This is a genomic window from Aliivibrio thorii (genome assembly GCF_057368585.1).
This window is the reverse complement of the sequence record NZ_CM170654.1, coordinates 2,857,635-2,883,430: the sequence shown is the minus strand read 5'-3', so window position 1 is coordinate 2,883,430 and position 25,796 is coordinate 2,857,635. Positions and strand designations below refer to the sequence as shown.

Below are 25,796 nucleotides of genomic sequence, written 5' to 3'. Positions count from 1 at the left end.
CAACATGGGGTATATATGGATAATTACAAATTAACCAAGTTACAAATAAAGCTTATTGATTGGATTGGATCCTATTTGATTCGAAAAAAACAAAAGAAAGTGCAATTTAATTTAATTAAAGAATTAATTTATTTTTATCTGAAAAAAACAGCGTATACATTGCCTTATGGTCGATTTACTGAGGGCGAACGTTATATTAGTCAACGTTTCTTTGGCTTCAACGTTGGGATGTATAGCTATAGGTATCAACAATTTTGGAAAGAAGACACCTTAATTGAATCAATAGGTGCTTATTGCTCATTTGCGATAAATATAACAGTTGTTGGCGGTAATCACCCTATAAACTTGGTGTCATCGCATCCATTTTTATTTGACAAAGAATACGGTTGTATTCATCAAAGTAAAAGTATTCTAAACCCAAAAATTACGATTGGTAATGATGTATGGATTGGCGCGAATGTAACATTACTCCCTGGGATATCTATAGGTGATGGCGCTATTATTGGAGCCGGTGCAGTCGTAAGTAAAAGTGTTCCTCCTTATGCTGTTGTTGCAGGTGTTCCTGCTAAAGTCATTCGCTACCGATTTGAGAGTGACATCGTTGATGGAATGATGGAATCTAAATGGTGGACTTGGGATGAGGAAAGGATAAAGAGAGCTACTCCACTAATGAATGACCCGAAACATTTTCTTCAGTCGATTAAGTCAGGTGCGATTTAAATGGAAACGTTTAGGTGTAAAGTTAATATTAAAAAACTGTGCTTTCCATTCCCTAATGTTATTAGTAGCTAACTTAATTTATTGTGTTGGTTAAATTTAATAAAACTTTTTATCTTTAAAGATATTTCCATTTATTGAGATAAATACTTCATCGGCTTTGATGTGTGTTTGAAAATAACTATGGTTACCATAATACTGGTAGCCATTTTTTTTGATTTTTTGATTAATCCAACGTTTCAGTTTTTTCTCAAGCCTATCTTTAGAACGTAAATCATGCATCGTATCAAAGGCGAGGACTTTTTCCTGTTGCTTTGTGTAAGATAATGAGTGGCTATAACAAGAGCTATCGCCTAATAATGAGCTATTTTCAAACCAGGGTGGGAGTGCTGCTCTAGAATGCTCTGGACCATAAGGGAATAGTTTAATTCCTCGCAAATGGTTAACATAAAATAGGATATTCTCAGGAATAAATGTACTTTTTTGTAGAGCCAAATGTAATGCGATCGCAGAGGCAATATGTTCATCATGCGGATCTATTTCTGGATGAGTCACTAAAACTGTTGTTGGCTTAATATGCTCAATCAGTTCAATAAAATCTTGAATTAAAGCGGCACCACTATTCATATTATAAGTATCGTTAGATAATTTCACATTATTCCATTGACGGAAATCATGAGGTGAAATATCAGAAACTGAAGGGTGGAGTACATTGTCTTTTGGGGTATTTAGTATAGATGAACTTGAAATGTTAAAGTAACCCAAACACAATAATTGCTGCATAGGAACCTTCGCAAGTAAAGGTGTTGTTATGCTGTTCCAACTACGAATATAACCCTTTCGCTTTTCCGCTCTTGATATTTCTGTGTCTAAATTATGAACATATTGACGTTCTAAATTTTGTAAGTTTGAGCCAATATTAACAGTAACAATCCAAGTATTAGGTGCATAGTCACTATATAAACCATATGCTGAGAGTTCTGCATCATCAGCATGAGGGGCAATAATTAATATTGGCCCTGATGCTAAATCAGGTTTTTTGAAACCAAGTAACTGATTATTAGAAGATATTTCGCAGTTTTTACATGTAATTGATATATCGTTTAAATTTTTAATCCCAGTAATATTTAAATATCTAATGCCTTTCTGATTAGCTTCAAAATATTGTTTATTAGAGATTTCACAACCATTTACGGATATGATCCCCGGTTTCTTTTTACTTAAAGATGTGTAATCGAAACGTAGTAAAATAGAGTGATTTTCGGTTATGAATGAGTTTTGATCATCACACTTTAAAAAACCGTTTTCTGAAATATTAGCACTACATTCCCAAGTTGCTTTTAATGGATATTCGTAATCAACTTTTTTCATACCGTGACCTATATTTTATTTATTTGCTGTAATGTTTTTTCTACAGCACCTTTATTTTTTTCTATAAAACTTAACGTATTTTTTTGTAGTTTCTTTCTGTGTTGCTCGTCTTGAAAAATCACAATAAGATTATCTGTTAACTCTGTAGCATTGTGAGAAACTATCGCTGCGTTATTGTTTATAAGTTGTTGTGTTATTTCTTGAAAATTAAAATAACTTGGACCAATTAAAGACGGTTTACCTAGTGCGGCAGGCTCTAATATATTATGTCCACCCACTTTATCACCAAGTAAGCTTCCTCCCATAAAACAGATGTCAGAGGCACCAATGAGTGTCAACATCTCTCCCATAGTATCAGCTAGATAAACTTGAGTATCCGCTGTTATTGTTTGATTTAGGGTACGTCTGATACAGTTAAAATTGGATTGAATGCAAAGTTCAAATACGGAATTGAATCGCTCTGGATGGCGAGGAACTAAAATTAACAGCGCATTAGGGATTGTTGATAGCAAGGTTCTATGAGCCGTTAATATTTTTTCGTCTTCTCCCTTATGTGTACTAGCTGCAATCCAAGTAGGGCGAGAGACTCCAAATTTCTTACGCAGGTCCACTCCTAATTCTTGTATTTGTGGAGTAATCACGATATCAAATTTTACAGATCCAGTAACGTGTACTTTTTCACGGTTGATACCAAGTGCAACGAATCGATCTGCATCATCTTGATATTGACAACAAACATGAGTTAAGTGTTTACCAAGTAGATTAAATATCGGTTGTATTTTTTTATAGCCTAAAAACGACTTTTCAGAAAGACGAGCATTTAATACTGAAATAGGAATACCAAATTTTGACACAGTATAGAGAGTATTTGGCCATAACTCCGTTTCCATGATCAGCATTTTTTCAGGCTTTGTTGCTTTTAAAAAACCATGAACCGCAAAGCAAAAATCAATCGGCATATATCTGTGTTCAACCAAATCACCTAGTTTTTCTATTTGTTCTGCGCCTGTGCTGGTTGTCGTAGTAACCAGAATTGGTTGCTCGGGATTTTGTTTCTTTAAGGCTTTAATTATTGGTATAGCAGCAATCGCTTCACCAACAGAAACAGCATGAATCCAAATAGGATTGATATTAGATTTTAAGTTAGGAGTAAAACCAAAATGTTCTTTCCAACGCTGGCCAAACGAAGGTTTTCCATCCTTCTTTTTATACAGAGAATAAAGTAAAAAAGGAGACAATAAAAAAAGAAAAATGGTATAGAAATAGCGAAGTATCATCACGTAAACTCATTTATATATTTATTGATAATCGTTTTGGCATCAAATTTATGCAGTGTTTTTTGGACTGAGATATCAAATGATTCATCCCACTCTGTATTTAAAGCCAAGTGTATTTTTTCGCTAAGAGATGTAGGTGTTTCTTGTGCTAAAAAATGTGCTAAATCACCATTCATGATTTGTCTAACTCCTCCCTTACAGTCTGTAGAGACGACTTTTGTGTGACAAGCTAGAGCTTCAATTAACACCATTCCTAAACCTTCTGATTTAGAGCTTAGAATAAATAGATCTGCTTGCTTGTACCAAGGGAAAGGATTGGATTGTTGCCCCTTTAAATAAACACGTTCAGTAAGGTTAAGATCTATGATTTTTTTCTTTATCGTATTTAAATCTTTGCCTGCACCTACGATTAAGAGGTCTTGTTTAATATCATAATTTCTAATCGCATGATTATAGGCATCAATAAGCAATGAAAAGTTTTTATTCGGAACTAACCGGCCTAAACCTAAAATGTATGAGTTATGGTGAAGTTGCTCATCGGTATAGGACTCTAGCTTAATTTGTTCAAAATCATTAGGATTTGAGATCATTAAGTGCTTTTCAGGAGTGATTGAATGCGTTTTGATTAAATCAGAGAAGCTATCGTAGGCACCATCAGAAACACAAACTACTTTTCTGTTATCAAACAATTTGGAAAAAATATATTTAGAGAATTTTCCATATCTATGCTTAGTTTGTACGCTCTCACAAACATAAACATAACGAGGATCGTGTAGAGGCCATAGGTGCTCAAATGTTCCCTGACCTCTAAATATAATTAAATCAAATGGATGACCATTTTTTTCCTCTAAAGCCTTCAGTTTCTTTTTAAAGAAATAAGATTCAGCGTAAGCAAACCAAAGAGGAAATGTTTTTTTGAATACTATATTTAGAACTTTGCAAATTAAAAACCATATAAATCCAACTCCCGTCGATAACACTGATTTTTTTAAATTAAATAGATGAACGGGTAGATCTTTATTTCTTGGATTTACTTCTTTTTTTCGATCTTTTAAATAAATCAATTCAGAAGAATTACCACCACTATAAAAAGCATCTGCTAAATTTACAGCAACGCGTTCCATTCCTCCAATCTTTAAGCAATTAACAACAACTGCAATTCGCATGGCTTTTTCCTAAATATTTAAATTAATTACAACGAGGGTGTTTACCCGTTAATAAAGTATTCAAAAGAGCGCTAGTGAGCTCTTTGTTTTTACTTGAGAAGCTTTCCATTAACACTTTTCTGAAGCGCCTTAATGATGAAAAACTAGGGTAATACCGTAATGTAAGGGCGGTATGATAGCCCATTTCAATTTTTCTAAATTGCTGTTTGCTTTTTGATTCATTTTCATCACGAGAAAGTGAATGATCAAATCCTGGAATAATACTTAGTTGATTTATTGCTTTTATTTTTCTTATTCTTAATAAAAACGAAGTATCTACACCATAGAGTGCATAATGTTCATCAAATAAATTACCGTATTTTTGAATTATAAGCTCAGAGAAAGAGTGAGAAATGATTAATCCACTGCCTATCGCTACAATCTTATCTCTTCGGCCAAAACTAGTTGATGTTTTTTTTGGAAATTTATTTGGGCTACATACTTTATTAGCAGATTTAACTATAGGAAGCCCAACTCCTTTGATATTGTTGTTAATAATGGTATCAATATACTCATTACTCAACTTAGAATCATGATCCAGTATAATGTAATGATCATTTGGATTATCTTTTACAAACTGGTTATAGATGTAGCTTAAAGGTTTATTGTTAGTATCTTGAATTATGGAGCATTTGTACCCTTTATTACTTAATTCACTAACTAAGTTGTCATCTACTTTTATTGGGCCATTATTATATAAAACTAATGTCGTTCCAAAAATATTAACTTTTGTTAGTTTTAGTGCTTTTATTGTTTCAGATTGTTCTAATGAACAATTATATAAGACAACAAGAATAGAGGATGCCATAATAAATTACTCCGTACTCTTATCTTTTAAGTCTAGTTTTATCATCAGATAAAAAATATAAAGACCAGAAAAGAAAATATTATATGAATAAACTCCATAATTTCTAGAGTTAAATGATTCAAATACGTTTATAGTTAACCAATAGGTTATATAAAAAATAGATAATAATATCCATAAGTTAGCATTTGGTAGTTGCTCTCTTATAGATAATAATGAACAAGGTAAATTTATATAAAGGGCATAAATTAATAGCAAGCCTATAATTCCGTATGATACTTGAATTTCAATATTAAAATCATGAAGATTATTTAATCCTTTTTTTATATGAAAATTTTCATTAATTCAGAAGAATGACCACCACTATAAAAAGCATCTGCTAAATTTACAGCAACACGTTCCATGCCACCGATTTTTAAACAATTAACAACTACAGCAATGTTCATGTATATTCCTTATTGTTTAAGGTAGAATATTTTAGTATTAAGCTTATAGTAATAATGACTAGTAGATAGTCCCCACCGAGTAACACGGTATCAACTAAAGATATAAGAAGGTTAAAAGAAGAAAGAGATAAACCTAAAACCCAATGTTCACCACCTTTCAATATAAATAGAGGTAGGATAGTTAAAAAGATCGTTGCGATAAATCCTAATATGCCAAGTTTAGCCCAAGTATCGATATATACATTATGTAAAGTGCCAAAATTGTTAATTACTTGGTTCTTCTTATCTTCTTTTATAATTTTCGTTTTTTCCTGTTTATAGTTACTGCCGTGCCCAATAAGAGGCTTTTCGCTAATCATAGTCAGTCCAACATCGAGCATTTGAATTCGAAGCCCAATTGATGAGTTTAAATCACCTTTAACGATGCGTTGGTATTCATAAGCACTTTTATTATACAAGTGTTCAATTCTATCTTTATTCATAAAGCCAGAAAATATGACAATAGAAATTAGCGATAAAGTGATGATCATTTTGTGTTCATATTTTTTTAATTTATATATGAGAAATATACAAAGAGAAAATAGAGAAGCGGCGAGAACACCACGAGATTGCATTAATATGATACACAAAAGTAAAAATAAAAATAAGAAACAACTAACGATGGTCGTGTAATTATTTTTATTAGGCTTGATGAAATGGAATGCTAAAATTGCGAAGCAACCAAATAAAGGTGCGTATATATTAGGGTTCATCATAGCAGTTGGGCGGGGTTGCCCTTCAATATATACGATGTAAAGAACGTATAATATATTTAAGATTGCACCCAATATTATTGGTAGCCTAATGCTTAACTTATTGGTTTTAGATGAATAGATGCAGAGGAATAAAATTGAAAAAATAATACAACTTCTCATAAAGCTGCCATAAATTCCACCATAATATTCTTTTGTTATTATTACAATTGCAGTAAATAATAAACTGTAAATTATTAGTTTATTATCTCTAATTCGTAATAATAACTCTTTTGATGGTGTAGTTACTAAGGTGAATACGAGGAATACAATACCTACGCCTGTAAGTGTTTTTAATCCATCTTCTAATAACCATAATCCCGCAGTGATCCATAAAATAGATATGCTTACTAGCAGATTATGAATATGCTTAATCATAGTTCAAACTCACTTTTTTCAGATAACACTCCATTTGAGAATAAAGGTAGATTCTCTAGTGAAGTGTTTGTTTCGTTAATGCAAAATACCAATGGCGATAGGTGCTCAAAATTTGATGAAAAATACTCTATGTTATTATTATTAATATATATGAATGTTGAAAAAAAATCAAAGAGTAAAGGTTTTTTAAGGTGTTTTTGATAAGTTATTGCTGATCTGTTTTTTGCAATTTCATAGAACGTATATAGATAAAGTAGTGAGAATGGTGTTAACCTAAACTTCTCGCTAAAATTAGAGTGTAATGTTTTCTTAAATAAACAAGCTGATTCAGAAAAGTTAGACTTATTTATTGGTCTAATCCCATGCCTTAATCCATAATTCAAATTTGCGTTTATAATTTCTTTTACTTTATCTCTGCTATTTTTTATAGAAAGCATATTGTAAGTGGGTTTATCTTTTACTTTTTTTCTTGATGGAAATATTGATGATGTAAATACTCTCGGCTTTCCATTTTTAAAAAAATCTGAAATTGTTGTTATTCTACCAATCATCATATCATCATTAAAGTAGATAAAATTCTCAGCTAAATTTGGAATTTTATGTAAGAAAGATTCGATAACACTAGAGTTAAATGTAGGAAGAAACTCTTTTGGAATAATATCTTTATGATCAATGATCGTTATTTTATCTGTCTTCTTTAACCAATGTGGTGTTTGGTTATCTGTCACAATATAAATATGGTTTACCCAGGATGCAAATTTACAAATAGAGCGCAATGAATATTTTAATTCACAATGTTCTATGTATCTTTCATCACTTATTTGACTATTTTGACATTGCAAATATTCTTGTTCAGAATTTAAGTGAAATTCTTTTTTTTCTTGCCAAATAGGGTCAGTTCCATCGACCCAAGTATAAACAATATCTACTTTTTTAATTGTCATAAAATATACTTCTATAATCCAATTTTAGAGATGACATCTGCTGCAGGAAGTTCTTTTAGGCACTTCAAATGTCCTAATGGGCATTCTCGTTTGAAACATGGACGACATTCAATATCAGTGCTTACAATATCAACCTTTTTAGCCAATGGTGGCGTGTATTTCGGAGAGGTAGAGCCATATACACCGACAACATGACAACCAACAGCAGCTGCAACGTGCATTAATCCTGAATCATTACTAACTACGGTTTTACAAGCGGCAAGTAAATCAACCGCTTCAATTAGACTTGTTTCACCGGCAAGATTAAAAACAGAACATTGATTGTCTGAATCAACAAGAGATTTAATTGTTTCTGTGGTTTCTTTATCTTTGGCAGAGCCAAATAACCACACTTGATAGCCTTGGTTAATCATTTCATTAGCAACGGACGCATAATGCTCAACAGGCCATTGCTTTGCAGGGCCAAATTCAGCCCCTGGGCATAAGCCAAGTACAGGTTTGTCAGTGGATAAAGAAAACTTAGTCAGCGTTGCTTGTTGAATATCACTATCAATAGCAAGTTTTGGGCGTGGTAATGCATCTAGTCCTCCTAATGAGCTTGAATCAATCATTTCAGATTTAGGATGTGCCAAAGCAACATAGCGCTCAACCATATACTGGAAGGCTTTTTTATTTGGACGTAAATCATTAAGTAAGCCGTAACGCATTTCGCCTTTCCAACCAATACGTCTTGGAATATCAGCAAACCAAGGAATTAAGGCAGACTTAGCTGAATTGGGGCAGATATAAGCATGAGTATAATTATTGGCTTTAAGTTGTTTACCTAAACGACGACGGCCAAATAAATCAAAGTCACCATGACCAAGCGGCATTTCAATCGCTCGGTTAACTTCAGGCATACGCTCTAAAATAGGCTTGCACCACGCAGGGGCCATTACATCAATAATCGCTTCTGGATGCAGTTGTTTTAGTGTGATGTAGAGTGATTGAGACATCACCATATCGCCAACCCATGAAGGGCCAATAATTAAGATTTTCATGTAATACCAATAATATCCATCAGCGAAGGTCTTGTTAGAAAATAGAAACATAGAGAGCAGTGTGTTGACGTGACAAAAAGAATAACCACACCAACATTCTGCTCTCCTCAAGCGTAGCATCTCAAGGACGAAGTCCGTCTTAAGCGCTGCGCCCTTAATTCTGCTTTACTTATTCACAATCGCCATATACTCAGCAACACCATCAGCTACTGACTTAAACTCAACATCACAACCAGCAGCACGAAGCTTAGTTAAATCAGCTTGGGTAAACTCTTGATATGCGCCTTTTAAATGCTCAGGGAAAGGAATGCTTTGAACTTCGCCTTTACCGTGGTGCTTGATAACCGCATCAGCAACAGCTCGGAATGGTTCAGCTCGGCCAGTACCACAGTTATAAATACCAGAAACACCGTTTTCTAAGAACCAAAGGTTAACCGCAGCAACATCGCCAACATAAACGAAATCACGCTTAAATTGGTCACTGCCTTCAAACAATTTAGGATCTTCACCGGCATTCATTTGGTTGTTTAAATGAAAAGCAACAGAAGCCATAGAACCTTTATGTTGTTCACGAGGACCATACACATTGAAGTAACGGAAACCAGTAATTTGAGAAACGGTTTCACCGTGTGCTTCAGCATCAGCCCATAGGCGGCGAACGTAGTTATCAAACTGCTGTTTAGAATAACCATAAACATTTAATGCGCCTTCATACTCACGCTCTTCAACGAAAGTATTAGTATCGCCATAAGTCGCGGCAGATGATGCGTAAAGGAATGGGATTTCACGTTCGATACAAAAATGAAGTACTTCTTTAGAGTATTCATAGTTGTTCATCATGATGTATTTGCCATCCCATTCAGTCGTTGCAGAGCAAGCACCTTCGTGGAAAATAGCATCAATTGTACCGAAATCATCACCCGCCATAATTTGAGTAATGAAGTCTTCTTTATCCATGTAATCAGTGATATCAAGATCAACTAGGTTCTTGAATTTCTTGCCATCTTTAAGGTTATCAACCACTAAGATATCGTTAAAGCCCTTGTCATTTAAAGACTTAACAATGTTGCTGCCAATCATGCCAGCGCCGCCAGTTACAATGATCATTTTGATACCACGATTTATTAAGATAATTGGTTCGATTGTAGCAGAGAACAAAAGCAGACGCTACGCTAGAGAGCGCTACGCTTAAGACGGACTTCGTCCTTGAGGGGGAAGAAGATCAGCGGTTAGTTGAATAGATAAAATAGAGCAGAGTTTTACGCTATAACCATCTTTTTCTTCTTTAGTAACTTGCTGCGTCTTAAGTGGAGCGCCCTCAAGGCGAAGTCATCATTACCCTACATTTTAGATGTCTCTCGAATATTTAGTGAGTGATGTTGATAAAACAAAGTAAAACCATACGCTATAGGGATTTAGACGCTTAGACGCAACAAGTTGCTAGAGAGCGCTTCGCTTAAGACGGACTTCGTCCTTGAGGGGGTAGAAGAGCTGCGTTAAATTATATTGAAAAAATAAGTCAATCTCACGATATAGCTATCTTTTGATTTCCTCTAGCAGCTTGCCTGCGCCTAAAGCGAAGCGCTCTCAAGGCGAAGCCGTCTTTCTTCTCTCTAAACCCCAAAAGGACCACCAATGCCAACACAATCACAAAACTCAAATTTTGAAATCACCCTAAAACACCACGGCGGCAAACTCGGCGTCACTGGCTCTTGTCACGAACTTACCATTAATAACAACGGTAACAATCATGGAATACTTATAGATTGCGGATTATTCCAAGGCAAAGATGCGAAAGATAAACACGGTAATGATAAAAAACTCGATATCGAATTTCCTATTTCACACCTAAAAGCACTCATTCTCACCCATACTCACATAGACCATATTGGTCGTTTACCTTGGTTATTAGCAAAAGGCTTTAAGCAACCTATATACTGCACACCCGCCACCGCAGAGTTAGTACCATTAATGCTAGATGATGGATTAAAATTGCAACTCGGGTTAAATAAAGGCCAAAGAGCAAGAGTATTAGAACTAATAAGAAAACAAATAAAACCCATCCCATATAACCGATGGCACCGAATCCCACTCTCTTCTAGCTCTCGTTCTTTACGCTCTTCCTCGCCCCTAAAAACTAGTTCCTCATACTTGCTTCTCCGCTTCCAACCCGCAGGTCATATCCTCGGCTCCGCCTATGTCGAAATAAAACTCCCCAACAATGACATCGTCGTGTTTTCAGGAGACTTAGGTCCCTCAAATACCCCATTATTATCCGATCCAATCCCCCCCAAACGTGCTGACTTATTGATAATAGAAAGCACGTACGGGAATAAAATTCACGATAGTGTAGAAACCAGAGCGAAGCGTCTACAAGACATTATTGAGCGTTCTTTAGAAGATGGTGGCGCAATTATTATCCCCGCATTTTCAGTTGGTCGAACTCAAGAACTTCTGTTTGATATAGAACATTTAATCCATCACCAAAAAATTGACTCAAAAATACCCATCATTCTCGACTCTCCATTAGCTAACAAAGTCACCAAACAATATCGACGCTTTAAAAAATTATGGAGTAAAGAAGCCAAGATCAAGCTAAGTAACCAACGTCATCCACTAAACTTTGAACAATGTATCACCATAGAAAGTCATAAAGAACATATGCAAATCGTCAATCGCCTAAAAAGTACCGCCGAGCCTTGCATCATCGTTGCCGCCAGCGGCATGTGCGCAGGTGGCCGGGTTATGAATTATCTAGAAGCGTTATTACCAGATAAACGTACAGATATCATCCTTGCAGGATACCAAGCCCACGGAACACTAGGGCGAGATCTTCAAAATAAAAAAGAAACCGTCTGGATAGATAATCAACCAATAAAAGTGAATGCACAAATTCATACTATGTCAGGCTATTCAGCTCACGCCGATCAAGCAGATTTGATGAAATTTGTTGATGGGATTAAAGAGGGGAGAAAGGAGGTTGTAGTGGTGCATGGCGAGCGCGAAGCGCGAGAGACTCTTGAAAAGATATTAGACGCAACAAGTTGCTGAGAGCGCTGCGCTTAAGACGGACTTCGTCCTTGAGAGGGTAGAAGAGCTGCGGAGAGTTAATTGGAAAAATAAATCAATCTCTCACCGATATAACTATCTTTTGATTTCCTCTAGCAGCTTGCTGCGTCTTAAGCGAAGCCGTCTTTGTTCTAGATTTTAGGTATACCTAGAAAAAAATATGAGCAGAATTAGTAAAATAGTTATCCAAAATATACAAGGAATTAAAAATGATTTTAAGGTTTGAGAGATTAGATGTTTGGAAGCGTTCTTGCCGTTTATCGTGTGATATATACAAACTAATGGTTAATGTAAAAGATTACGGATTTAGAGATCAAATTACTCGATCGGGTCTATCTATTCCCTCAAATATTGCGGAGGGGCAAGAGCGAGATAGTTTGAAGGAGCAGGCTAGATTTTTCAGTTATGCAAAGGGTTCTGCAGCTGAACTCATTACTCAGATATTTATTGGTATTGAAATCGGTTATATACCAAAAGCGAGAGGGTTAGAGTTAATTGCTGAAACGAAAGAAATAATAGCGATTATTAAACAATTAATTAAAAACAAGCGCGGATAATGCTTTTGACTTCCTCAAGCGGAGCGCTCTCAAGGACGAAGTCCGTCTTAAGGGAGCTTGCGACTGCTCTTCACCCTAATTAACATTTCCGCTATACTTCAACCTCGACATTACTTAAGTCAAACTATTAGCATAAGGCGCACGCTTCCATGAAAACAAAAGATCGAATTATTTATGGTGCCTTAGAACTCTTCAATCAAGATGGTGAACGTAATGTGACGACAAATCATATTGCTGCACATCTAGAGATAAGCCCTGGTAATCTCTATTATCACTTTCGTAACAAAGAAGAAATTATCCATTCTATTTTTAATAATTATGCTCAAGAGCTAAAGATTCGTTTTCAGCCAATTCACTTAGATGAGCAAGCAAAAACACCAAATTTGCAGGTGATGCTTAACTATTTAGATTCTATTTTTGTATTAATGTGGAGCTATCGATTCTTTTACGCTAATTTACCTGATATTTTAGGCAGAGATCAAACCTTGCAGCTAAAATACCTTCAAGCTCAACAAGATCTAAACGATAACCTTATAAGTATAATGAATAATTTTCGTCATGCTAAATTAATAGAGTTAGATGATGATGAGCTTGCTGCATTAACGAAAACGTTGCATTTAGTGTCATCGTGTTGGATTAATTATCAGACAGTAATGTCATCTGACGTAAAAATCACAGAGACAGTTATTTACCAAGGTATGATTCAAATGTTAAATGTTGTGCGTCCGATAGCGACAGATTTAGGACGCCAGCAGATTTTAGAGTTAGAAAAACATTATAAAGAGCGGATGAAGTAAAGCATCAGTTCTGAATTGATCAATTTAGAATAAAAATAAGCATTATAAAAAGCCATTTTTTACAGGAACACAAATGAAGCAATCATCACCGCAATTACCTGATTACCCACAACCATCATTTCAAAACGATGAGATTGATCTTAAAGAGCTTTTTATCGCGCTTTGGAAAGGAAAAATCACGATTATTTTATGCACTTTAGTGTTCGCTATTGGTGCTGTGCTTTATGCTTTAACCGCTCAAGAGTGGTGGTCATCTAAAGCCAAAGTAATGATCCCACAAATCCATGATTTTTCTGAGTATCGAGTTCAAGTAAAGCAATATCAACCAATTTTTGATATTTATCAAGATGATGGGACAGTATTAGTAAGTGAAGAATTAGATTCATTAGTGGATAGTGAAATATTATTTCAGAATTTTATCAGTGCGTATAACTCATCGAATAACAAAAAGAAGTTTTTAGATGGAAGTGTCGAATTTCAATCCTTTAAAGCGCTGCTTAATACAGATATAGAAGCAACTCGCCAATTATACTTAGAATGGTTTCAAAAGATAAACGCCACTGCTATTGATAAAAAATCAGGTATTTCTCCATATACAATTAGCTTACAAGCAACGACAAAAGAAAGCAGTTATCGATTACTTTATGAGTATATTTATTTGGTGAGCTCTGTTGTATTTAACGATGCTTTGAGTAATCTTCAAGCAATGGTTGATGGAAAGCGTAATGAATTACGCCAGCAAAAAGTTGTTTTAGAATCGCAAGCAAAAAACCGCTTAATCGTTGAGATTGAGCGTTCACAATACGGGGCAGAAATTGCAAAAGCTGCTCAAGTGAACAAGCCGATTCAAAATATGGATAATAATGAATTATTTGCGATTGGTTTAGGTGCTCAAGCATTAGATGCGAAGATTAAAGCCCTTAAATCAGTGAAAAATTTAAGAGTCATTGAACCACGCTTACAACAAATTGACGCGAAACTTGAAATGCTTAAATCGATGAAAATTGATCGAAATATTAAGTTTCAAACTTTTCGTTATTTAGAAAACGTAGAACAGCCGATCACTCGAGATAAGCCAAAACGTGCGCTAATCGCTGTATTAGGAACCTTATTAGGCGGAATGTTAGGTGTTGCGATAGTTTTAGTTAGGTTTGCATTTAGAAAAGAAGATTAGGAGCTTAGGATTCAGATTGGCCACAAGCTCCCTTGCTGAGTTCAGAGGTATTAGTTGTAACTTACATACTTAAGTCAACACCTCTGAATTCTGCTAGCGAAGCGATCTGAACTCTGTTTTTCAGGACCATAGGACCGCCCTTCCCATCTCTTCCGCCCTTAAAGCCCTTTCCTCGTAAACCAAGGTGATCTTTCATCTGTCAATTCATACAACTCATGTTGTTTATTTAGCATTTGCCCACCGTCACGAGTAAGAGGTTGCCAGTTAAAACCTGCGCGATTCTTACTTGGTTTGACTGTCATGATATCGAAAGGTATTGAGATATAAAACCCTTTAGTATAGCTACCTTCTCCAAACTCTTCGGCTGATAAATCGGTAAAGCTTGCGTATGCGCCTGCTATCACGCCAGAATCAAATTGTTTTGAGAAATCGATACGTGTGCCTTTATCGCCAGCTAAGAATTGCCCAATACCAACTTTAAATAAGGTGTTTTTTAAGAAAGTCCATTGTGGAGTGTAATAGCCAGTAATAAAGCCTGTCATACCGCTAGATATTACCATGAAGTCACTACCTTCAGTCCCGCCCGATTGGAAATCTTGTTCGTAAAAACCAAACCAACTGTCTGGCGAGCGTTGCTTAATATAGGTAGCATCAACACCAATGGCCCAATTTGAATTTAATGGGCGATACATCACTTCTGAACCAATTCCGCCAAACATACTTTCTAAATAACCAGCATAAGCTTGGCTATATAAGCCTGAACCATACTCTTCAAACCAAGTCAATTGAAGGGTATTTAAGCGTACTGGATTATCATGAACATAGGCTCTAAACATGGTACGAACACGAGCAACAGAATCTCCAGAACCATCTGGTGGTGTAATGTAATTGAACTTATCGTAATTATCGAACAAATTAAAATACAAACCACCAGAGAATTGAACATTATCGGTAAGCCAAATTGAGGCATCTGTATTAATCCCAATCGCATAAAGATAAAAATCTTCTGCATTACCAATAGATTGCGCTAATGTCGGCGAGATAGAGTAATCCCAACGCTCAAGATTATCGCTTTTAAGATCACTCTCTAATGGTGAATAAGTGACTTCACCGGTTTGGCTTGCATCGGTAATATCGGCATCGAAATAGTCGTTATTCGCCACTTTTTTATACTGTTTAGCATCAATCACCGTTTCAGAAACGGGCATCGATTGATTCGTTTCCACAATACGATAGGTGGAAATAGTTGCGGGAACGTTGTTAGCTAAAATGCGAGAGGCACGGTCATGCGCTTCATCACTATCACGATATTTAGTTTGTTTGGCAATAATCGTTACTGAATCATCAGTTGCATAAATTTGGCTCTCTTCATAGCCTGCGTTACCATTTAACTCTTGGTTAACGCGTTTCCAATTAACGTCATTGATAGAGTCATGCGTTGATTCATTATAATCAGTAATCGGCTCATCACGCCAAATCGCCTTCATGCTATTAAAATTAGTGCTTAAGTTAACCCCAAGGGTAAGGGTATCACCTCGCTCATAGCTAAGTTTCAAATCGCCCCAATCACCTAACCCATACAGAACACCAAAATTCCAAGGGGTGTGCTGAGTCATATCAGCAACGCCACCTTTAACTGGGAAATCTTGGCTGTAGTCATTACTATCATATTCCACTTTTAAACGTAGCGGCTGATAAGGTGTTTGATATTCTACCCCCCCATAAATAGCAGCCGGACCTTTAAACCAACGTTCAAAATCCACACTGCCGCCACTTCCTTTATAATCTCCTTCACGAGAACAAAATTTATCCGATGCTTTGCAGAAAGGGTTAGTGATATTGCCACTTTGACCTAAGTAGCCCCAACTCATACCTACTGTCACATCAAGGTTGCCAAAGCGTTTGGTTGCGGCAATAAATTCACCATCAAATAGCCCTGTACCACCAAAATCACGAACACCAATAGAGGTTTCAGGTAACCAGTTACTTTCTTCAAGTAAGCGGATTTTAAAATCGATGCCTTTATCGGTATGAGCAGTATCACCACTGAATTCAGGATCACTGCTGTATTTCATATCCTGCGTAATGGTGTATCGAATGGTAGTCTCAAGCCACGGCATCACTTGTAATGAAATATTATAAAAGTGGTATTCATTATTAATACTCGCACCAAGATTAAACTCTCCTTCAGGCGCCATTCGACCTGAAGGCATTTGTATTAACCCAACGCCACCAAAATCGGTTTGAGAGGTAGATAACGTTACAGGATTGAACACTGTGTTGCTAATGTCACTTGCAAAGACAGAGCAAGGCAAAGCAGAAGCAATAACACTCGCAACAAGAGATAAAGAAAATCTAGGAGCAGCCATAAATTAAAATGCCTTATTACGAAGCAGTTGAACAATAGAATCATTTAAAGAAGAGAAATCACTTGGTAATCCACCAAGAGGAATATAGACAGCTGCTCCCGGAGTTAAATAGACCGGTTTACTTTGCCATAGCGAAGATTCAGTCATTTGAACCTCCCCATTAGGGTGAATGACATAAATAATAGAGGTCTCAGCAGTAGGAGATAATGTGAGTAACTTTACATACTCATCAATTGTCGAGTGCTCTATTAATGGCAGTTTAATGCTTTTTTCTGACTCAATAGCACCAAAAAAAGAAACAGAAGTAGGGCGAGAACCAACAAAAAGTTGATAGTTGCCATTCAGTATTGGATTCAATTTTTCATTGATACGGATTAAATCAATATCTAGCGGAGAGAAGATTCGTCCTACAAAAGTCAGGTTTTCTAACTGTGAAATGATATGAGTCGCAGAATGTTTAAATTTTTTATGAGACGAAAAAAGTGATGTCTCTCGCGAAAGTAAACGTAGCTGTTCAGTTGATTCTTTTTGAAGACGCTCAATATTTTTTTTTAATTGGTTGTTGCTTAATACTGCACCAAACTCATCAAAATTCACATGTTTGCTAGTATCTGAAAGTACCTGTTCAAGTCTCACTGGTTGTGGATAATTAAGTTGTAGATCCTGCTTTGGTAAGGCCACAGATAAGGCTTCTACAGGGATGGCATAACTGACCGTTGATATTGATAATAGTAAAATAATATATAGAGAATAAATAAAACGCATGATCACTCCGTATCAATTTTAACTTTGATTTAATTAAGGTTATAAAGAAAAAGGTTTTAGGAATGTCATTTCGATTTCACCCATATTTGGCCCCAAATATTGATGAGATTTCACTACATTTGAATGCTTATCTACCCAATATTGATTGCTGTATGAGTAATTTAAAGAAGGGATTGATACAACCTCTATGATTTCTGTTACTTCCTTCTCCCATATTGTGTTTTTTAGTCGTGATTTTTTTCTTAAAATCGGTGTTATTTCAGCATGATAGCCAAATAAATACTGTTTACCAGAAATCCAATCATATTGCGCAGACCACGTTGTTTGCTGCTTTATTATGGAAGAAAAGGAAGGCAGGGAAGAAAAGTCAGTAGCAGTAGAGCTTGGTATAGGATGTATCGCCGCTAAGTTTGATTGAGGTAAACCAAGGGTTTTTATAATACGTCCATTCTCAGTGACTATCATTGCCTTATCTGAAGAAAGCCATTTTAACTGCATAATTCCTGTAACGGGGTTTGGCTCAGCAAAGGCTAACACCATAAAGAGTTTAGCTCCGCCATTAATACGTACAAAGCTACTTGCATAAGGAATCTCTAGAACTTCTTGCTGAGTAAGAGCCGCATCATTTACGCCAAATAAAGCCTCATCAAGAGTTGCATTAACGTCATTAAATTTTTGAGTGCAAGCAGAAAGAAAAACGACACTAGTCATAATGGTGAGAAATTTAAACACAGGAAACTCTTTAGTCAATAACAAGCTGAAAATAAGAAAAAGGGACGAGAATAAGGAGGTAAACACCTTACATCTCGGCCCTTAAATCTACATAAACTATTTAGAAACAGTAGTTGTTGTAGAGTTTGAGCCTGAATCTGCAACAGCAACGACAGCAACAGTAGCGGCTACACCTACAGCGATAGCTGTTGTTGTAGCGGCACCTGCAGCAGCAGCAGAAGCGCCAGCTGCGCCAGCTGCACTACCTGAAGTTGAAGCCGCTGTTGTAGCTACTTCACCAGCTGCAAATGCAGAACCAGCAGTCATCGCCAGCATAAGAGCGATAGCAGTCTTTTTCATAAGATAACCTTATCTATTTTTAATGTATTGATGAATATTTACTCAATGCATGAGCAAACGTCGTGAAGGTATCATAAATAGTTCTGTATGGTAAACATAAAATCATTCACAAAAATCAATATTACATCCATTTAATCTCAGAATTGTTACATTGAATGCGCTTATTGATGAATTTGTATATTGCATAATTCGTTTTTTTATGGTTTCCAATTATTGGGTTGGTATGTATAATGCCGCGCTTATGAATGCAGTTATTAAATTATTTAAAATAGAAATTTAGCTATTAATGAGACGGACTTTTAATGACGTTTTTGTTAATATAGATAGGTTGATAACAGATTTATTCATAACTATTACATAGCATCAAGAGGGGAAACCTTGTTGATTATACTATTGCGCTGAGAGGGAACGTGCTAATACCTCTGGGCGGTAGCGTATCTAAATTTTGTTATCGATAAGTTGAATCATACTCATGAAAAAAATAAAAATATCAGTATTGATAGGGCTAGCTTTAGTGATATTAAACGGTTGTACTGTTTTTCCTGGAACACATTTATCGACTTCGGATAAAAACAATGTTGATGATGAAAAGTCAGAGACGGATTACTCGGCTGCGGTTAATGTGTATGCACTAACACCTCAAAAAGTCGCTGCATATCAAGCTAAAAAAGCAGTTGCACAATCTAACCCTGAACTTGAAGCGCAAATTGCTAATTATGAATACCGTGTAGGGCCTGGAGATATATTAAATATCACCATTTGGGATCACCCTGAACTAACGATTCCTGCTGGCTCTTATCGTAGCTCAAGTGAATCGGGTAATTGGGTGCATGCCGACGGCACTATTTTTTATCCATATATAGGCACTGTGGAAGTCGCCGGTAAAACGGTTCGAGAAATAAGAACAGATGTGTCTAAAAGACTGAGGCGTTTTATTGAGAGCCCGCAAGTTGATGTGAATGTCGCTGCATTTAGAGCGAAAAAAACATACGTGACAGGCGAAGTCGATAAACCGGGTCAACAAGCCATCACAAATATTCCATTAACATTGTTAGATGCTGTTAATCGCTCTGGTGGGTTATCTGAAAATGCCGATTGGCGCAATGTTACGTTAACTCGTAAAGGTAAAGAAGAAACGCTTTCGTTATATGCCTTAATGCAACGTGGTGATCTTACCCAAAACCGCTTATTAGAACCGGGAGATATTATTCATGTTCCTCGTAATGATGCTCAAAAAGTATTTGTTATGGGGGAAGTGAAAAATCCGCAGTTACTTAAAATAGATCGCTCAGGAATGAGTTTGACAGAAGCACTAAGTAGTGTGGGCGGTATTAATGAATTGGCCGCTGACGCAACGGGTGTTTTTGTTATCCGCTCTTCAAATAAAGAAGAGAAAAAAGAACGAATGGCGGATATCTATCAATTAGATATTCAAGATGCCTCTGCCCTTATTATTGGGACTGAATTTTATTTAAAACCATATGACGTCGTTTATGTCACCGTTGCTCCTATCGCTCGATGGAACCGTTTAATTCTGCAATTAATGCCAACAATTACAGGCTTTAATGAATTAACGGAAGGTGTATTACGAATTAAGAATTGGCCGTAAGGTAGAGCGGAAAATAAGGTAAGAGCGGTCCTGTGATCCTAAGGAGAGCTTAGAGCTTAGAGCTTAATCTTAAATACATAGGACGGCTTTTATATGATGAGAACATTGGATTTTGAAAAATTAGAAGTGTGGAAAAAAAGTTCACGCTTGGCCGTCGATGTTGTTCGTGAGCTTGATGGTTGTCGTAATTATGGTCTTGTTGATCAGTTAATGCGAAGTTCATTATCTATTCCTTCAAATATAGCCGAAGGTGAAGAAAGAGAAACAATTAAAGAATCTGCCCGTTTTTTGTATTATGCAAAAGGTTCATGCGGTGAAATGATTACACAAATATACATAGCGACAGAGCTAGGCTACATATCAAAACAAAAGAGTGTAGTTTTCATCAGTGAAGCAAAACACATATCAGTGATGCTCGCAAAACTAATTAAAATAAGAAAAGGAATAGTAAGGTAGTAACCCATAGGATCGCTCTTCCCGCTCTAATCCATAGGATCGCTTTTACCTCATGTTCAATAAAATTTTAGTCGTGTGTGTGGGAAATATTTGTCGTTCACCAACAGGTGAATATCTTTTAAAAACCTTATTACCAAATAAAACCATTGATTCTGCAGGAGTAGCAACAAAAAAGAGCCGTTTAGCAGGTAAACCTGCCGATGTAATGGCAAGAGAAGTCGCAGCAGATAATGGCATTAGTTTAGAAACACATCAAGCACGCCAATTAACCAGTGAAATTTGTCGTGGGTATGATCTGATTCTGGTTATGGAAGCGGGACATAAAGAGGCTGTAACTAAATTAGCGCCAGAAGCTCGAAGTAAAACCATGTTGTTTGGTCAATGGGTAGGACAACAAGATATTCCTGATCCATACCGCCAAAGTCGAGAAGCATTTGAACATGCTTACGGACTAATAGACAAAGCCGCTCGAGAGTGGGCTAAAAAATTATAAATGAATGCGTAAAGAGTCTAGAGTGAGTGAAACTTAATATATGTTACTCACTCTTCAGACGAACGCTCATCTCTGCCAATATTCGGAATTCTAATGTCATCCTCATCTTTAGCACAAAAACATGAATCATCAGACGAAATCGATCTATCTAGGCTGTTTGGATATTTAATTGATGGTCGTTGGTTGATCATATCGATTACGACTTTATTTGCTATCTTTGGTATTGCTTTTGCACTTTTATCTACCCCAATTTATAAAGCAGATGCTTTGGTTCAAGTTGAACAAAAAAGTGGTAACGGTATCTCGTCATTAATGGGTGATGTAGGAGAAATGTTTGCCTCTGAATCATCAGCAACCACCGAAATTGAGATCATTAAATCTCGTATGATTTTAGGCAATACTGTAGATAAGCTAAACTTAACAACAATAGCGTCGCCTGTTTATATGCCTATCGTCGGTAAAGGGTTATCTCGCTTAATGGGGGAAGATAAATCAATTAAAGTGAGTCGTTTTGATATTCCTTCTTATATAGAAATTCCTAACTTTTCTGTAGTGCTAGATGATGCCGATAAGGGAGAGTACAGCTTATTTGATTTAGATAAACGAAAAATCCTTTCAGGAAAAGTCGGTGAATTAGCAGGAAATCAAGATTACCACTTATTCGTGATGCAATTAGAGGGAGAAACTGGTGATACATTTACTCTATCTAAAATATCTCGCATTGATGCCATTACCCATTTACAGGAAGGGTTATCGATAGCGGAAAAAGGCAAGCAATCAGGTGTACTTGAGTTTTCACTGCAAGGTGAAAGCAAAGCCAAAATCGAAGCAATAATTAACGATGTTAGCCAAAATTATTTTTTACAAAATATTGCTCGTGATAGTGCTGAAGCAGAGAAAAGTCTTACATTTTTAAGTACTCAACTTCCTTCTATTAAAGATAAACTAACACTCTCTGAAAACACATTAAATGACTTTAGGTTAGAGCGTCAATCAGTCGATCTTAGCTTAGAGGCAAGATCCGCTTTGGATGTTATTGTAAAACTTGAAGCGCAATTAAATGAGTTAACCTTTAAAGAGAGTGAAATAAGCCAACGTTTCACAAAAGATCACCCTGCTTATAAATCATTATTAGATAAGCGAGCGACTTTGCTTAGTGAACGTAAGCGTTTAAATCAACAAGTTCAAAAGTTACCAAAAACTCAGCGTGAAGTTCTACGCATGCAGCGTGATGTTGAATTAAATCAACAAATATATATTCAACTGCTTAATAAAACTCAAGAGTTGAGTATTATTAAAGCAGGAACTGTGGGTAATGTTCGTATTCTAGATAGTGCACAAGCTTATTCTGCAGCGGTAAAGCCTAAAAAATCATTAATTGTAGTACTAGCAACATTATTAGGTGGCATGCTAAGCGTCGCTTTGGTGTTAGTGAAAGCGGCATTACACCGTGGTGTTGAAAACCCAGATGAGATTGAAGCTTTGGGTATCCCTGTCTACGCCAGTATTCCAAAATCAAATTGGCAAGAAAAACTCGATATTCGTTATAACAAAAAGAAGGTTAAGCATTTAGAAACCTTACTTGCGGAATCAAACCCTGCTGATTTATCTATAGAAGCACTACGTGGTCTACGTACCAGTATGCACTTTGCAATGATGGAAGCAAAAAACAATGTAGTGATGATTACTGGCCCTGCACCAAACATTGGTAAATCATTTGTAGCAGTTAATTTTGCGGCAGTAATTGCGAAAACTGGCCAAAAGGTATTGGTAGTTGATGCCGATATGCGAAAAGGATACATGCAGCGCTATTTTGGCATGCAATGGGATAATGGATTATCTGACTATCTTTCTGGTAAACTGACCTTAGAGCAATCAATTCAAACATCAGAAGTGCCAAATTTAGATGTGATGACTCGTGGGCAAGTACCCCCAAATCCATCTGAATTATTAATGACAAAACGCTTTAACGATTTTATTGAGTGGGCATCAACTAATTATGATTTAGTCTTGATTGATACGCCACCAGTACTTGCGGTGACAGATCCAAGCATTGTTGGGGCATTAGCTGGTACTACGTTAATGGTTGGCCGTTTTGACCAAACCTCAATTAAAGAGATTGAAGTGGCAAGACATAGGTTTGAACAAGCAGGAATAGAAGTGAAAGGCTTTATCTTGAATGCAGTAGAGAAGAAGGCAAGTAGCTCATATGGTTATGGGTACTATAACTATAGTTATGAGAGTGATAAGTAGTAATTCTGAAAGTAAGAGAACGGTTGTATTAATATGCTCCCTTTAGAACAATTTAAAACTATTATCAAATCAACTCCCCTCATTTCTATCGATTTTATTGTTCACAATGGCAGGGTCCGCGCATGTTATTTACGCAGTAATTCCTAATATTTCGGGATATAATTTTTTAAAATAGCTTGAATTCGAAGTTTAGAAATGATCTTATACTGTTAACAAAACAGAAGAAGACAAAATAATGAATTACGACGATTTTAAAGACCATTTTAACATATTAAGCGATACACGTCAGTCGAGAAAATCGACGTATAATTTCTTTGAAGTCATGTTCCAAGTGGTTACCGCAATGTTGTATGGAATGAAGACCTGGGACGAGATAGATACCTTTGGTGAAGAGAATTTAACGTGGTTTAGAAAATTTAGCGATTACTCTCATGGAGTACCAGGGTTCCCGCATGTTATTTACGCGGATTTTCTTAATTTTTCGGGATAAAAATTTAAAAATAAGTTGAATTTGGCGATCTGACGTGATCTTATACTGTTTAGATAACTAAATGAGATTCAAAAGATGAATTACGACGAATTCAAAGACCATTTTAACATATTAAGTGATAGCCGTCAGAAACGAAAAATCACTTACGATTTCTTCGAAGTTTTGTTCCAAGTGGTGACAGCCATGTTGTGTGGAATGAAAACCTGGGATGAGATAGAAGCCTTTGGAGAAGAGAACTTAGAATGGCTTAAAAAGTTCAGTCCATATTTATCAGGCATTCCAAGTCAAGATACAACGGCTCGCATTGTTGGATTGGTTGACCCAGATGAATTTTCTCTTTGTTTTACTCGATGGTGTAACGACATTCAAAATGAAAAGTCGTTAGAAACCAATCATATAGCTATTGATGGGAAGTCTTTAAAAGGCACGTATGATTATAGTAAGAAGAAATGCCTAACACATATGGTTAATGCTTATTCTGTTGATACTGGTCTGGTTTTAAGTCAACTAAAAACGAGCTCGAAATCGAATGAAATAAAGACTATCCCTGAATTGCTTAAATTAATCAGAGTTAAAGGTCGAGTAATTAGTGTTGATGCAATGGGTTGCCAGAGAGCAATTGCAGAGCTAATAGTCAGGGTCCGCGCATGTTATTTACGCAGTGATTCCTAATATTTCGGGATATAATTTTTTAAAATAGCTTGAATTCGAAGTTTAGAAATGATCTTATACTGTTAACAAAACAGAAGAAGACAAAATAATGAATTACGACGATTTTAAAGACCATTTTAACATATTAAGCGATACACGTCAGTCGAGAAAATCGACGTATAATTTCTTTGAAGTCATGTTCCAAGTGGTTACCGCAATGTTGTGTGGAATGAAGACCTGGGACGAGATAGATACCTTTGGTGAAGAGAATTTAACGTGGTTTAGAAAATTTAGCGATTACTCTCATGGAGTACCGAGTCACGATACCATTGCTCGAATAGTTAGTTTGGTTGACCCCGATGAATTTTCAATTTGTTTTACACGGTGGTGCAATGATATTCAGCATGAAAAATCATTAGATACGACTCATGTAGCGATTGATGGGAAATCATTAAGAGGAACATATGACTATAGTAAAAACAAATGCTTAACTCATATGGTAAATGCTTATTCTGTTGATACAGGCTTGGTTTTAGGCCAATTAAAAACAGATTCCAAAAGCAATGAAATAACGACAATTCCTGAAATACTAAAGCTAATTAAAGTTAAAAACAGAATTATTAGTCTTGATGCAATGGGCTGTCAGAGAACAATTGCAGCCAGGGTCCGCGCATGTTATTTACGCAGTGATTCCTAATATTTCGGGATATAATTTTTTAAAATAGCTTGAATTCGAAGTTTAGAAATGATCTTATACTGTTAACAAAACAGAAGAAGACAAAATAATGAATTACGACGATTTTAAAGACCATTTTAACATATTAAGCGATACACGTCAGGGTCCGCGCATGTTATTTACGCAGTGATTTCTAATATTTCGGGATATAATTTTTTAAAATAGCTTGAATTCGAAGTTTAGAAATGATCTTATACTGTTAACAAAACAGAAGAAGACAAAATAATGAATTACGACGAGTTTAAAGACCATTTTAACATATTAAGCGATACCAGGGTTCCCGCATGTTATTTACGCGGATTTTCTTAATTTTTCGGGATAAAAATTTAAAA

The 25,796-nt window shown here is 36.0% G+C and carries 25 protein-coding genes; 12 read left to right on the top strand and 13 right to left on the bottom strand.

Annotated elements, in window-relative coordinates:
• The first annotated feature begins 15 nt into the window (after positions 1 to 15).
• Positions 16 to 720 carry a CatB-related O-acetyltransferase gene (locus tag AC2IP4_RS13290; RefSeq protein WP_486310394.1) on the top strand — a complete coding sequence of 235 codons (705 nt, stop codon included), beginning with the start codon at positions 16 to 18 and terminating at the stop codon, positions 718 to 720.
• A 96-nt stretch (positions 721 to 816) separates the two neighbouring features.
• On the opposite strand, the gene AC2IP4_RS13285 is transcribed toward AC2IP4_RS13290, so the two are convergent.
• From AC2IP4_RS13285 to rfaD, 9 genes are all read right to left on the bottom strand, one after another.
• On the bottom strand, positions 817 to 2,088 hold the full coding sequence (locus tag AC2IP4_RS13285; RefSeq protein ID WP_486310393.1) for a PIG-L deacetylase family protein: 1,272 nt from the start codon (positions 2,086 to 2,088) through the stop codon (positions 817 to 819).
• An 8-nt stretch (positions 2,089 to 2,096) separates the two neighbouring features.
• The gene (gene waaA / locus AC2IP4_RS13280; RefSeq protein WP_486310767.1) at positions 2,097 to 3,365 is read right to left on the bottom strand and encodes a lipid IV(A) 3-deoxy-D-manno-octulosonic acid transferase; all 1,269 of its coding nucleotides are present in this window, start codon (positions 3,363 to 3,365) and stop codon (positions 2,097 to 2,099) included.
• Positions 3,365 to 4,531, bottom strand: coding sequence for a glycosyltransferase (locus AC2IP4_RS13275; protein WP_486310392.1), 1,167 nt, complete (start codon positions 4,529 to 4,531; stop codon positions 3,365 to 3,367). The genes waaA and AC2IP4_RS13275 overlap by 1 nt, the downstream gene beginning before the upstream one ends.
• Positions 4,532 to 4,553: 22 nt before the next feature.
• On the bottom strand, positions 4,554 to 5,378 hold the full coding sequence (locus tag AC2IP4_RS13270; protein WP_486310391.1) for a glycosyltransferase family protein: 825 nt from the start codon (positions 5,376 to 5,378) through the stop codon (positions 4,554 to 4,556).
• Between the two features lie 320 nt (positions 5,379 to 5,698).
• Positions 5,699 to 5,821, bottom strand: a complete 123-nt coding sequence (locus AC2IP4_RS13265; protein ID WP_486310390.1) for a hypothetical protein — start codon at positions 5,819 to 5,821, stop codon at positions 5,699 to 5,701.
• Positions 5,818 to 6,990 carry an O-antigen ligase family protein gene (locus AC2IP4_RS13260; protein ID WP_486310389.1) on the bottom strand — a complete coding sequence of 391 codons (1,173 nt, stop codon included), beginning with the start codon at positions 6,988 to 6,990 and terminating at the stop codon, positions 5,818 to 5,820. Before AC2IP4_RS13260 ends, AC2IP4_RS13265 begins: the two co-directional genes overlap by 4 nt.
• The gene (locus tag AC2IP4_RS13255) at positions 6,987 to 7,934 is read right to left on the bottom strand and encodes a stealth family protein (RefSeq protein ID WP_486310388.1); all 948 of its coding nucleotides are present in this window, start codon (positions 7,932 to 7,934) and stop codon (positions 6,987 to 6,989) included. The genes AC2IP4_RS13260 and AC2IP4_RS13255 overlap by 4 nt, the downstream gene beginning before the upstream one ends.
• Before the next feature lie 11 nt (positions 7,935 to 7,945).
• Positions 7,946 to 8,974: a lipopolysaccharide heptosyltransferase II gene (waaF, locus tag AC2IP4_RS13250; protein ID WP_486310387.1), complete on the bottom strand. Its 1,029-nt coding sequence runs from the start codon at positions 8,972 to 8,974 to the stop codon at positions 7,946 to 7,948.
• Between the two features lie 165 nt (positions 8,975 to 9,139).
• Positions 9,140 to 10,081, bottom strand: a complete 942-nt coding sequence (gene rfaD, locus AC2IP4_RS13245) for an ADP-glyceromanno-heptose 6-epimerase (RefSeq protein ID WP_486310386.1) — start codon at positions 10,079 to 10,081, stop codon at positions 9,140 to 9,142.
• 528 nt (positions 10,082 to 10,609) lie between these two features.
• Between rfaD and AC2IP4_RS13240 the strand changes: the two genes are divergently transcribed.
• From AC2IP4_RS13240 to AC2IP4_RS13225, 4 genes are all read left to right on the top strand, one after another.
• Positions 10,610 to 12,025 (top strand): MBL fold metallo-hydrolase RNA specificity domain-containing protein, encoded by a 1,416-nt coding sequence (locus AC2IP4_RS13240; RefSeq protein ID WP_486310385.1) that lies wholly within the window; start codon positions 10,610 to 10,612, stop codon positions 12,023 to 12,025.
• 227 nt (positions 12,026 to 12,252) lie between these two features.
• Positions 12,253 to 12,600, top strand: a complete 348-nt coding sequence (locus AC2IP4_RS13235) for a four helix bundle protein (protein WP_486306912.1) — start codon at positions 12,253 to 12,255, stop codon at positions 12,598 to 12,600.
• Between the two features lie 149 nt (positions 12,601 to 12,749).
• Positions 12,750 to 13,397 (top strand): TetR/AcrR family transcriptional regulator, encoded by a 648-nt coding sequence (locus tag AC2IP4_RS13230; RefSeq protein ID WP_486310384.1) that lies wholly within the window; start codon positions 12,750 to 12,752, stop codon positions 13,395 to 13,397.
• A 73-nt stretch (positions 13,398 to 13,470) separates the two neighbouring features.
• Positions 13,471 to 14,571 (top strand): LPS O-antigen chain length determinant protein WzzB, encoded by a 1,101-nt coding sequence (locus tag AC2IP4_RS13225; protein ID WP_486310383.1) that lies wholly within the window; start codon positions 13,471 to 13,473, stop codon positions 14,569 to 14,571.
• Positions 14,572 to 14,729: 158 nt separating this feature from the next.
• On the opposite strand, the gene AC2IP4_RS13220 is transcribed toward AC2IP4_RS13225, so the two are convergent.
• The 4 genes from AC2IP4_RS13220 to AC2IP4_RS13205 all read right to left on the bottom strand — a co-directional run bounded on the left by AC2IP4_RS13220 (position 14,730) and on the right by AC2IP4_RS13205 (position 18,776).
• Positions 14,730 to 16,940, bottom strand: a complete 2,211-nt coding sequence (locus AC2IP4_RS13220; RefSeq protein ID WP_486310382.1) for a YjbH domain-containing protein — start codon at positions 16,938 to 16,940, stop codon at positions 14,730 to 14,732.
• A 3-nt stretch (positions 16,941 to 16,943) separates the two neighbouring features.
• Complete coding sequence (locus AC2IP4_RS13215) at positions 16,944 to 17,705, bottom strand: capsule biosynthesis GfcC D2 domain-containing protein (protein WP_486310381.1); 762 nt, start codon at positions 17,703 to 17,705, stop codon at positions 16,944 to 16,946.
• 39 nt (positions 17,706 to 17,744) lie between these two features.
• A complete protein-coding gene (locus AC2IP4_RS13210; protein ID WP_486306917.1) occupies positions 17,745 to 18,437 on the bottom strand; it encodes a YjbF family lipoprotein in 693 nt (230 codons plus the stop codon).
• A 96-nt stretch (positions 18,438 to 18,533) separates the two neighbouring features.
• A complete protein-coding gene (locus AC2IP4_RS13205) occupies positions 18,534 to 18,776 on the bottom strand; it encodes a hypothetical protein (RefSeq protein ID WP_486306918.1) in 243 nt (80 codons plus the stop codon).
• Between the two features lie 472 nt (positions 18,777 to 19,248).
• Between AC2IP4_RS13205 and AC2IP4_RS13200 the strand changes: the two genes are divergently transcribed.
• The 7 genes from AC2IP4_RS13200 to AC2IP4_RS13170 all read left to right on the top strand — a co-directional run bounded on the left by AC2IP4_RS13200 (position 19,249) and on the right by AC2IP4_RS13170 (position 25,425).
• Positions 19,249 to 20,385 carry a polysaccharide export protein gene (locus AC2IP4_RS13200; protein WP_486310380.1) on the top strand — a complete coding sequence of 379 codons (1,137 nt, stop codon included), beginning with the start codon at positions 19,249 to 19,251 and terminating at the stop codon, positions 20,383 to 20,385.
• 93 nt (positions 20,386 to 20,478) lie between these two features.
• Complete coding sequence (locus tag AC2IP4_RS13195; RefSeq protein ID WP_308727222.1) at positions 20,479 to 20,841, top strand: four helix bundle protein; 363 nt, start codon at positions 20,479 to 20,481, stop codon at positions 20,839 to 20,841.
• Between the two features lie 52 nt (positions 20,842 to 20,893).
• The gene (locus AC2IP4_RS13190; protein ID WP_486310379.1) at positions 20,894 to 21,334 is read left to right on the top strand and encodes an arsenate reductase/protein-tyrosine-phosphatase family protein; all 441 of its coding nucleotides are present in this window, start codon (positions 20,894 to 20,896) and stop codon (positions 21,332 to 21,334) included.
• Positions 21,335 to 21,427: 93 nt separating this feature from the next.
• The gene (locus tag AC2IP4_RS13185; protein ID WP_486310378.1) at positions 21,428 to 23,587 is read left to right on the top strand and encodes a polysaccharide biosynthesis tyrosine autokinase; all 2,160 of its coding nucleotides are present in this window, start codon (positions 21,428 to 21,430) and stop codon (positions 23,585 to 23,587) included.
• A gap of 235 nt (positions 23,588 to 23,822) precedes the next feature.
• On the top strand, positions 23,823 to 24,077 hold the full coding sequence (locus AC2IP4_RS13180; RefSeq protein ID WP_486310377.1) for a transposase family protein: 255 nt from the start codon (positions 23,823 to 23,825) through the stop codon (positions 24,075 to 24,077).
• A 75-nt stretch (positions 24,078 to 24,152) separates the two neighbouring features.
• Positions 24,153 to 24,749, top strand: a complete 597-nt coding sequence (locus AC2IP4_RS13175) for an ISAs1 family transposase (protein ID WP_486310376.1) — start codon at positions 24,153 to 24,155, stop codon at positions 24,747 to 24,749.
• 88 nt (positions 24,750 to 24,837) lie between these two features.
• On the top strand, positions 24,838 to 25,425 hold the full coding sequence (locus AC2IP4_RS13170; protein ID WP_486310375.1) for an ISAs1 family transposase: 588 nt from the start codon (positions 24,838 to 24,840) through the stop codon (positions 25,423 to 25,425).
• Positions 25,426 to 25,796 lie beyond the last annotated feature (371 nt).

Coding starts and splice junctions, on each gene's coding strand:
- AC2IP4_RS13290 (WP_486310394.1), top strand. CDS start 16: ATGGATAATTACAAATTAACCAAGTTACAAATAAAGCTTATTGATTGG.
- AC2IP4_RS13285 (WP_486310393.1), bottom strand. CDS start 2,088: ATGAAAAAAGTTGATTACGAATATCCATTAAAAGCAACTTGGGAATGT.
- waaA (WP_486310767.1), bottom strand. CDS start 3,365: ATGATACTTCGCTATTTCTATACCATTTTTCTTTTTTTATTGTCTCCT.
- AC2IP4_RS13275 (WP_486310392.1), bottom strand. CDS start 4,531: ATGCGAATTGCAGTTGTTGTTAATTGCTTAAAGATTGGAGGAATGGAA.
- AC2IP4_RS13270 (WP_486310391.1), bottom strand. CDS start 5,378: ATGGCATCCTCTATTCTTGTTGTCTTATATAATTGTTCATTAGAACAA.
- AC2IP4_RS13265 (WP_486310390.1), bottom strand. CDS start 5,821: ATGAACATTGCTGTAGTTGTTAATTGTTTAAAAATCGGTGGCATGGAA.
- AC2IP4_RS13260 (WP_486310389.1), bottom strand. CDS start 6,990: ATGATTAAGCATATTCATAATCTGCTAGTAAGCATATCTATTTTATGG.
- AC2IP4_RS13255 (WP_486310388.1), bottom strand. CDS start 7,934: ATGACAATTAAAAAAGTAGATATTGTTTATACTTGGGTCGATGGAACT.
- waaF (WP_486310387.1), bottom strand. CDS start 8,974: ATGAAAATCTTAATTATTGGCCCTTCATGGGTTGGCGATATGGTGATG.
- rfaD (WP_486310386.1), bottom strand. CDS start 10,081: ATGATCATTGTAACTGGCGGCGCTGGCATGATTGGCAGCAACATTGTT.
- AC2IP4_RS13240 (WP_486310385.1), top strand. CDS start 10,610: ATGCCAACACAATCACAAAACTCAAATTTTGAAATCACCCTAAAACAC.
- AC2IP4_RS13235 (WP_486306912.1), top strand. CDS start 12,253: ATGATTTTAAGGTTTGAGAGATTAGATGTTTGGAAGCGTTCTTGCCGT.
- AC2IP4_RS13230 (WP_486310384.1), top strand. CDS start 12,750: ATGAAAACAAAAGATCGAATTATTTATGGTGCCTTAGAACTCTTCAAT.
- AC2IP4_RS13225 (WP_486310383.1), top strand. CDS start 13,471: ATGAAGCAATCATCACCGCAATTACCTGATTACCCACAACCATCATTT.
- AC2IP4_RS13220 (WP_486310382.1), bottom strand. CDS start 16,940: ATGGCTGCTCCTAGATTTTCTTTATCTCTTGTTGCGAGTGTTATTGCT.
- AC2IP4_RS13215 (WP_486310381.1), bottom strand. CDS start 17,705: ATGCGTTTTATTTATTCTCTATATATTATTTTACTATTATCAATATCA.
- AC2IP4_RS13205 (WP_486306918.1), bottom strand. CDS start 18,776: ATGAAAAAGACTGCTATCGCTCTTATGCTGGCGATGACTGCTGGTTCT.
- AC2IP4_RS13200 (WP_486310380.1), top strand. CDS start 19,249: ATGAAAAAAATAAAAATATCAGTATTGATAGGGCTAGCTTTAGTGATA.
- AC2IP4_RS13195 (WP_308727222.1), top strand. CDS start 20,479: ATGATGAGAACATTGGATTTTGAAAAATTAGAAGTGTGGAAAAAAAGT.
- AC2IP4_RS13190 (WP_486310379.1), top strand. CDS start 20,894: ATGTTCAATAAAATTTTAGTCGTGTGTGTGGGAAATATTTGTCGTTCA.
- AC2IP4_RS13185 (WP_486310378.1), top strand. CDS start 21,428: ATGTCATCCTCATCTTTAGCACAAAAACATGAATCATCAGACGAAATC.
- AC2IP4_RS13180 (WP_486310377.1), top strand. CDS start 23,823: ATGAATTACGACGATTTTAAAGACCATTTTAACATATTAAGCGATACA.
- AC2IP4_RS13175 (WP_486310376.1), top strand. CDS start 24,153: ATGAATTACGACGAATTCAAAGACCATTTTAACATATTAAGTGATAGC.
- AC2IP4_RS13170 (WP_486310375.1), top strand. CDS start 24,838: ATGAATTACGACGATTTTAAAGACCATTTTAACATATTAAGCGATACA.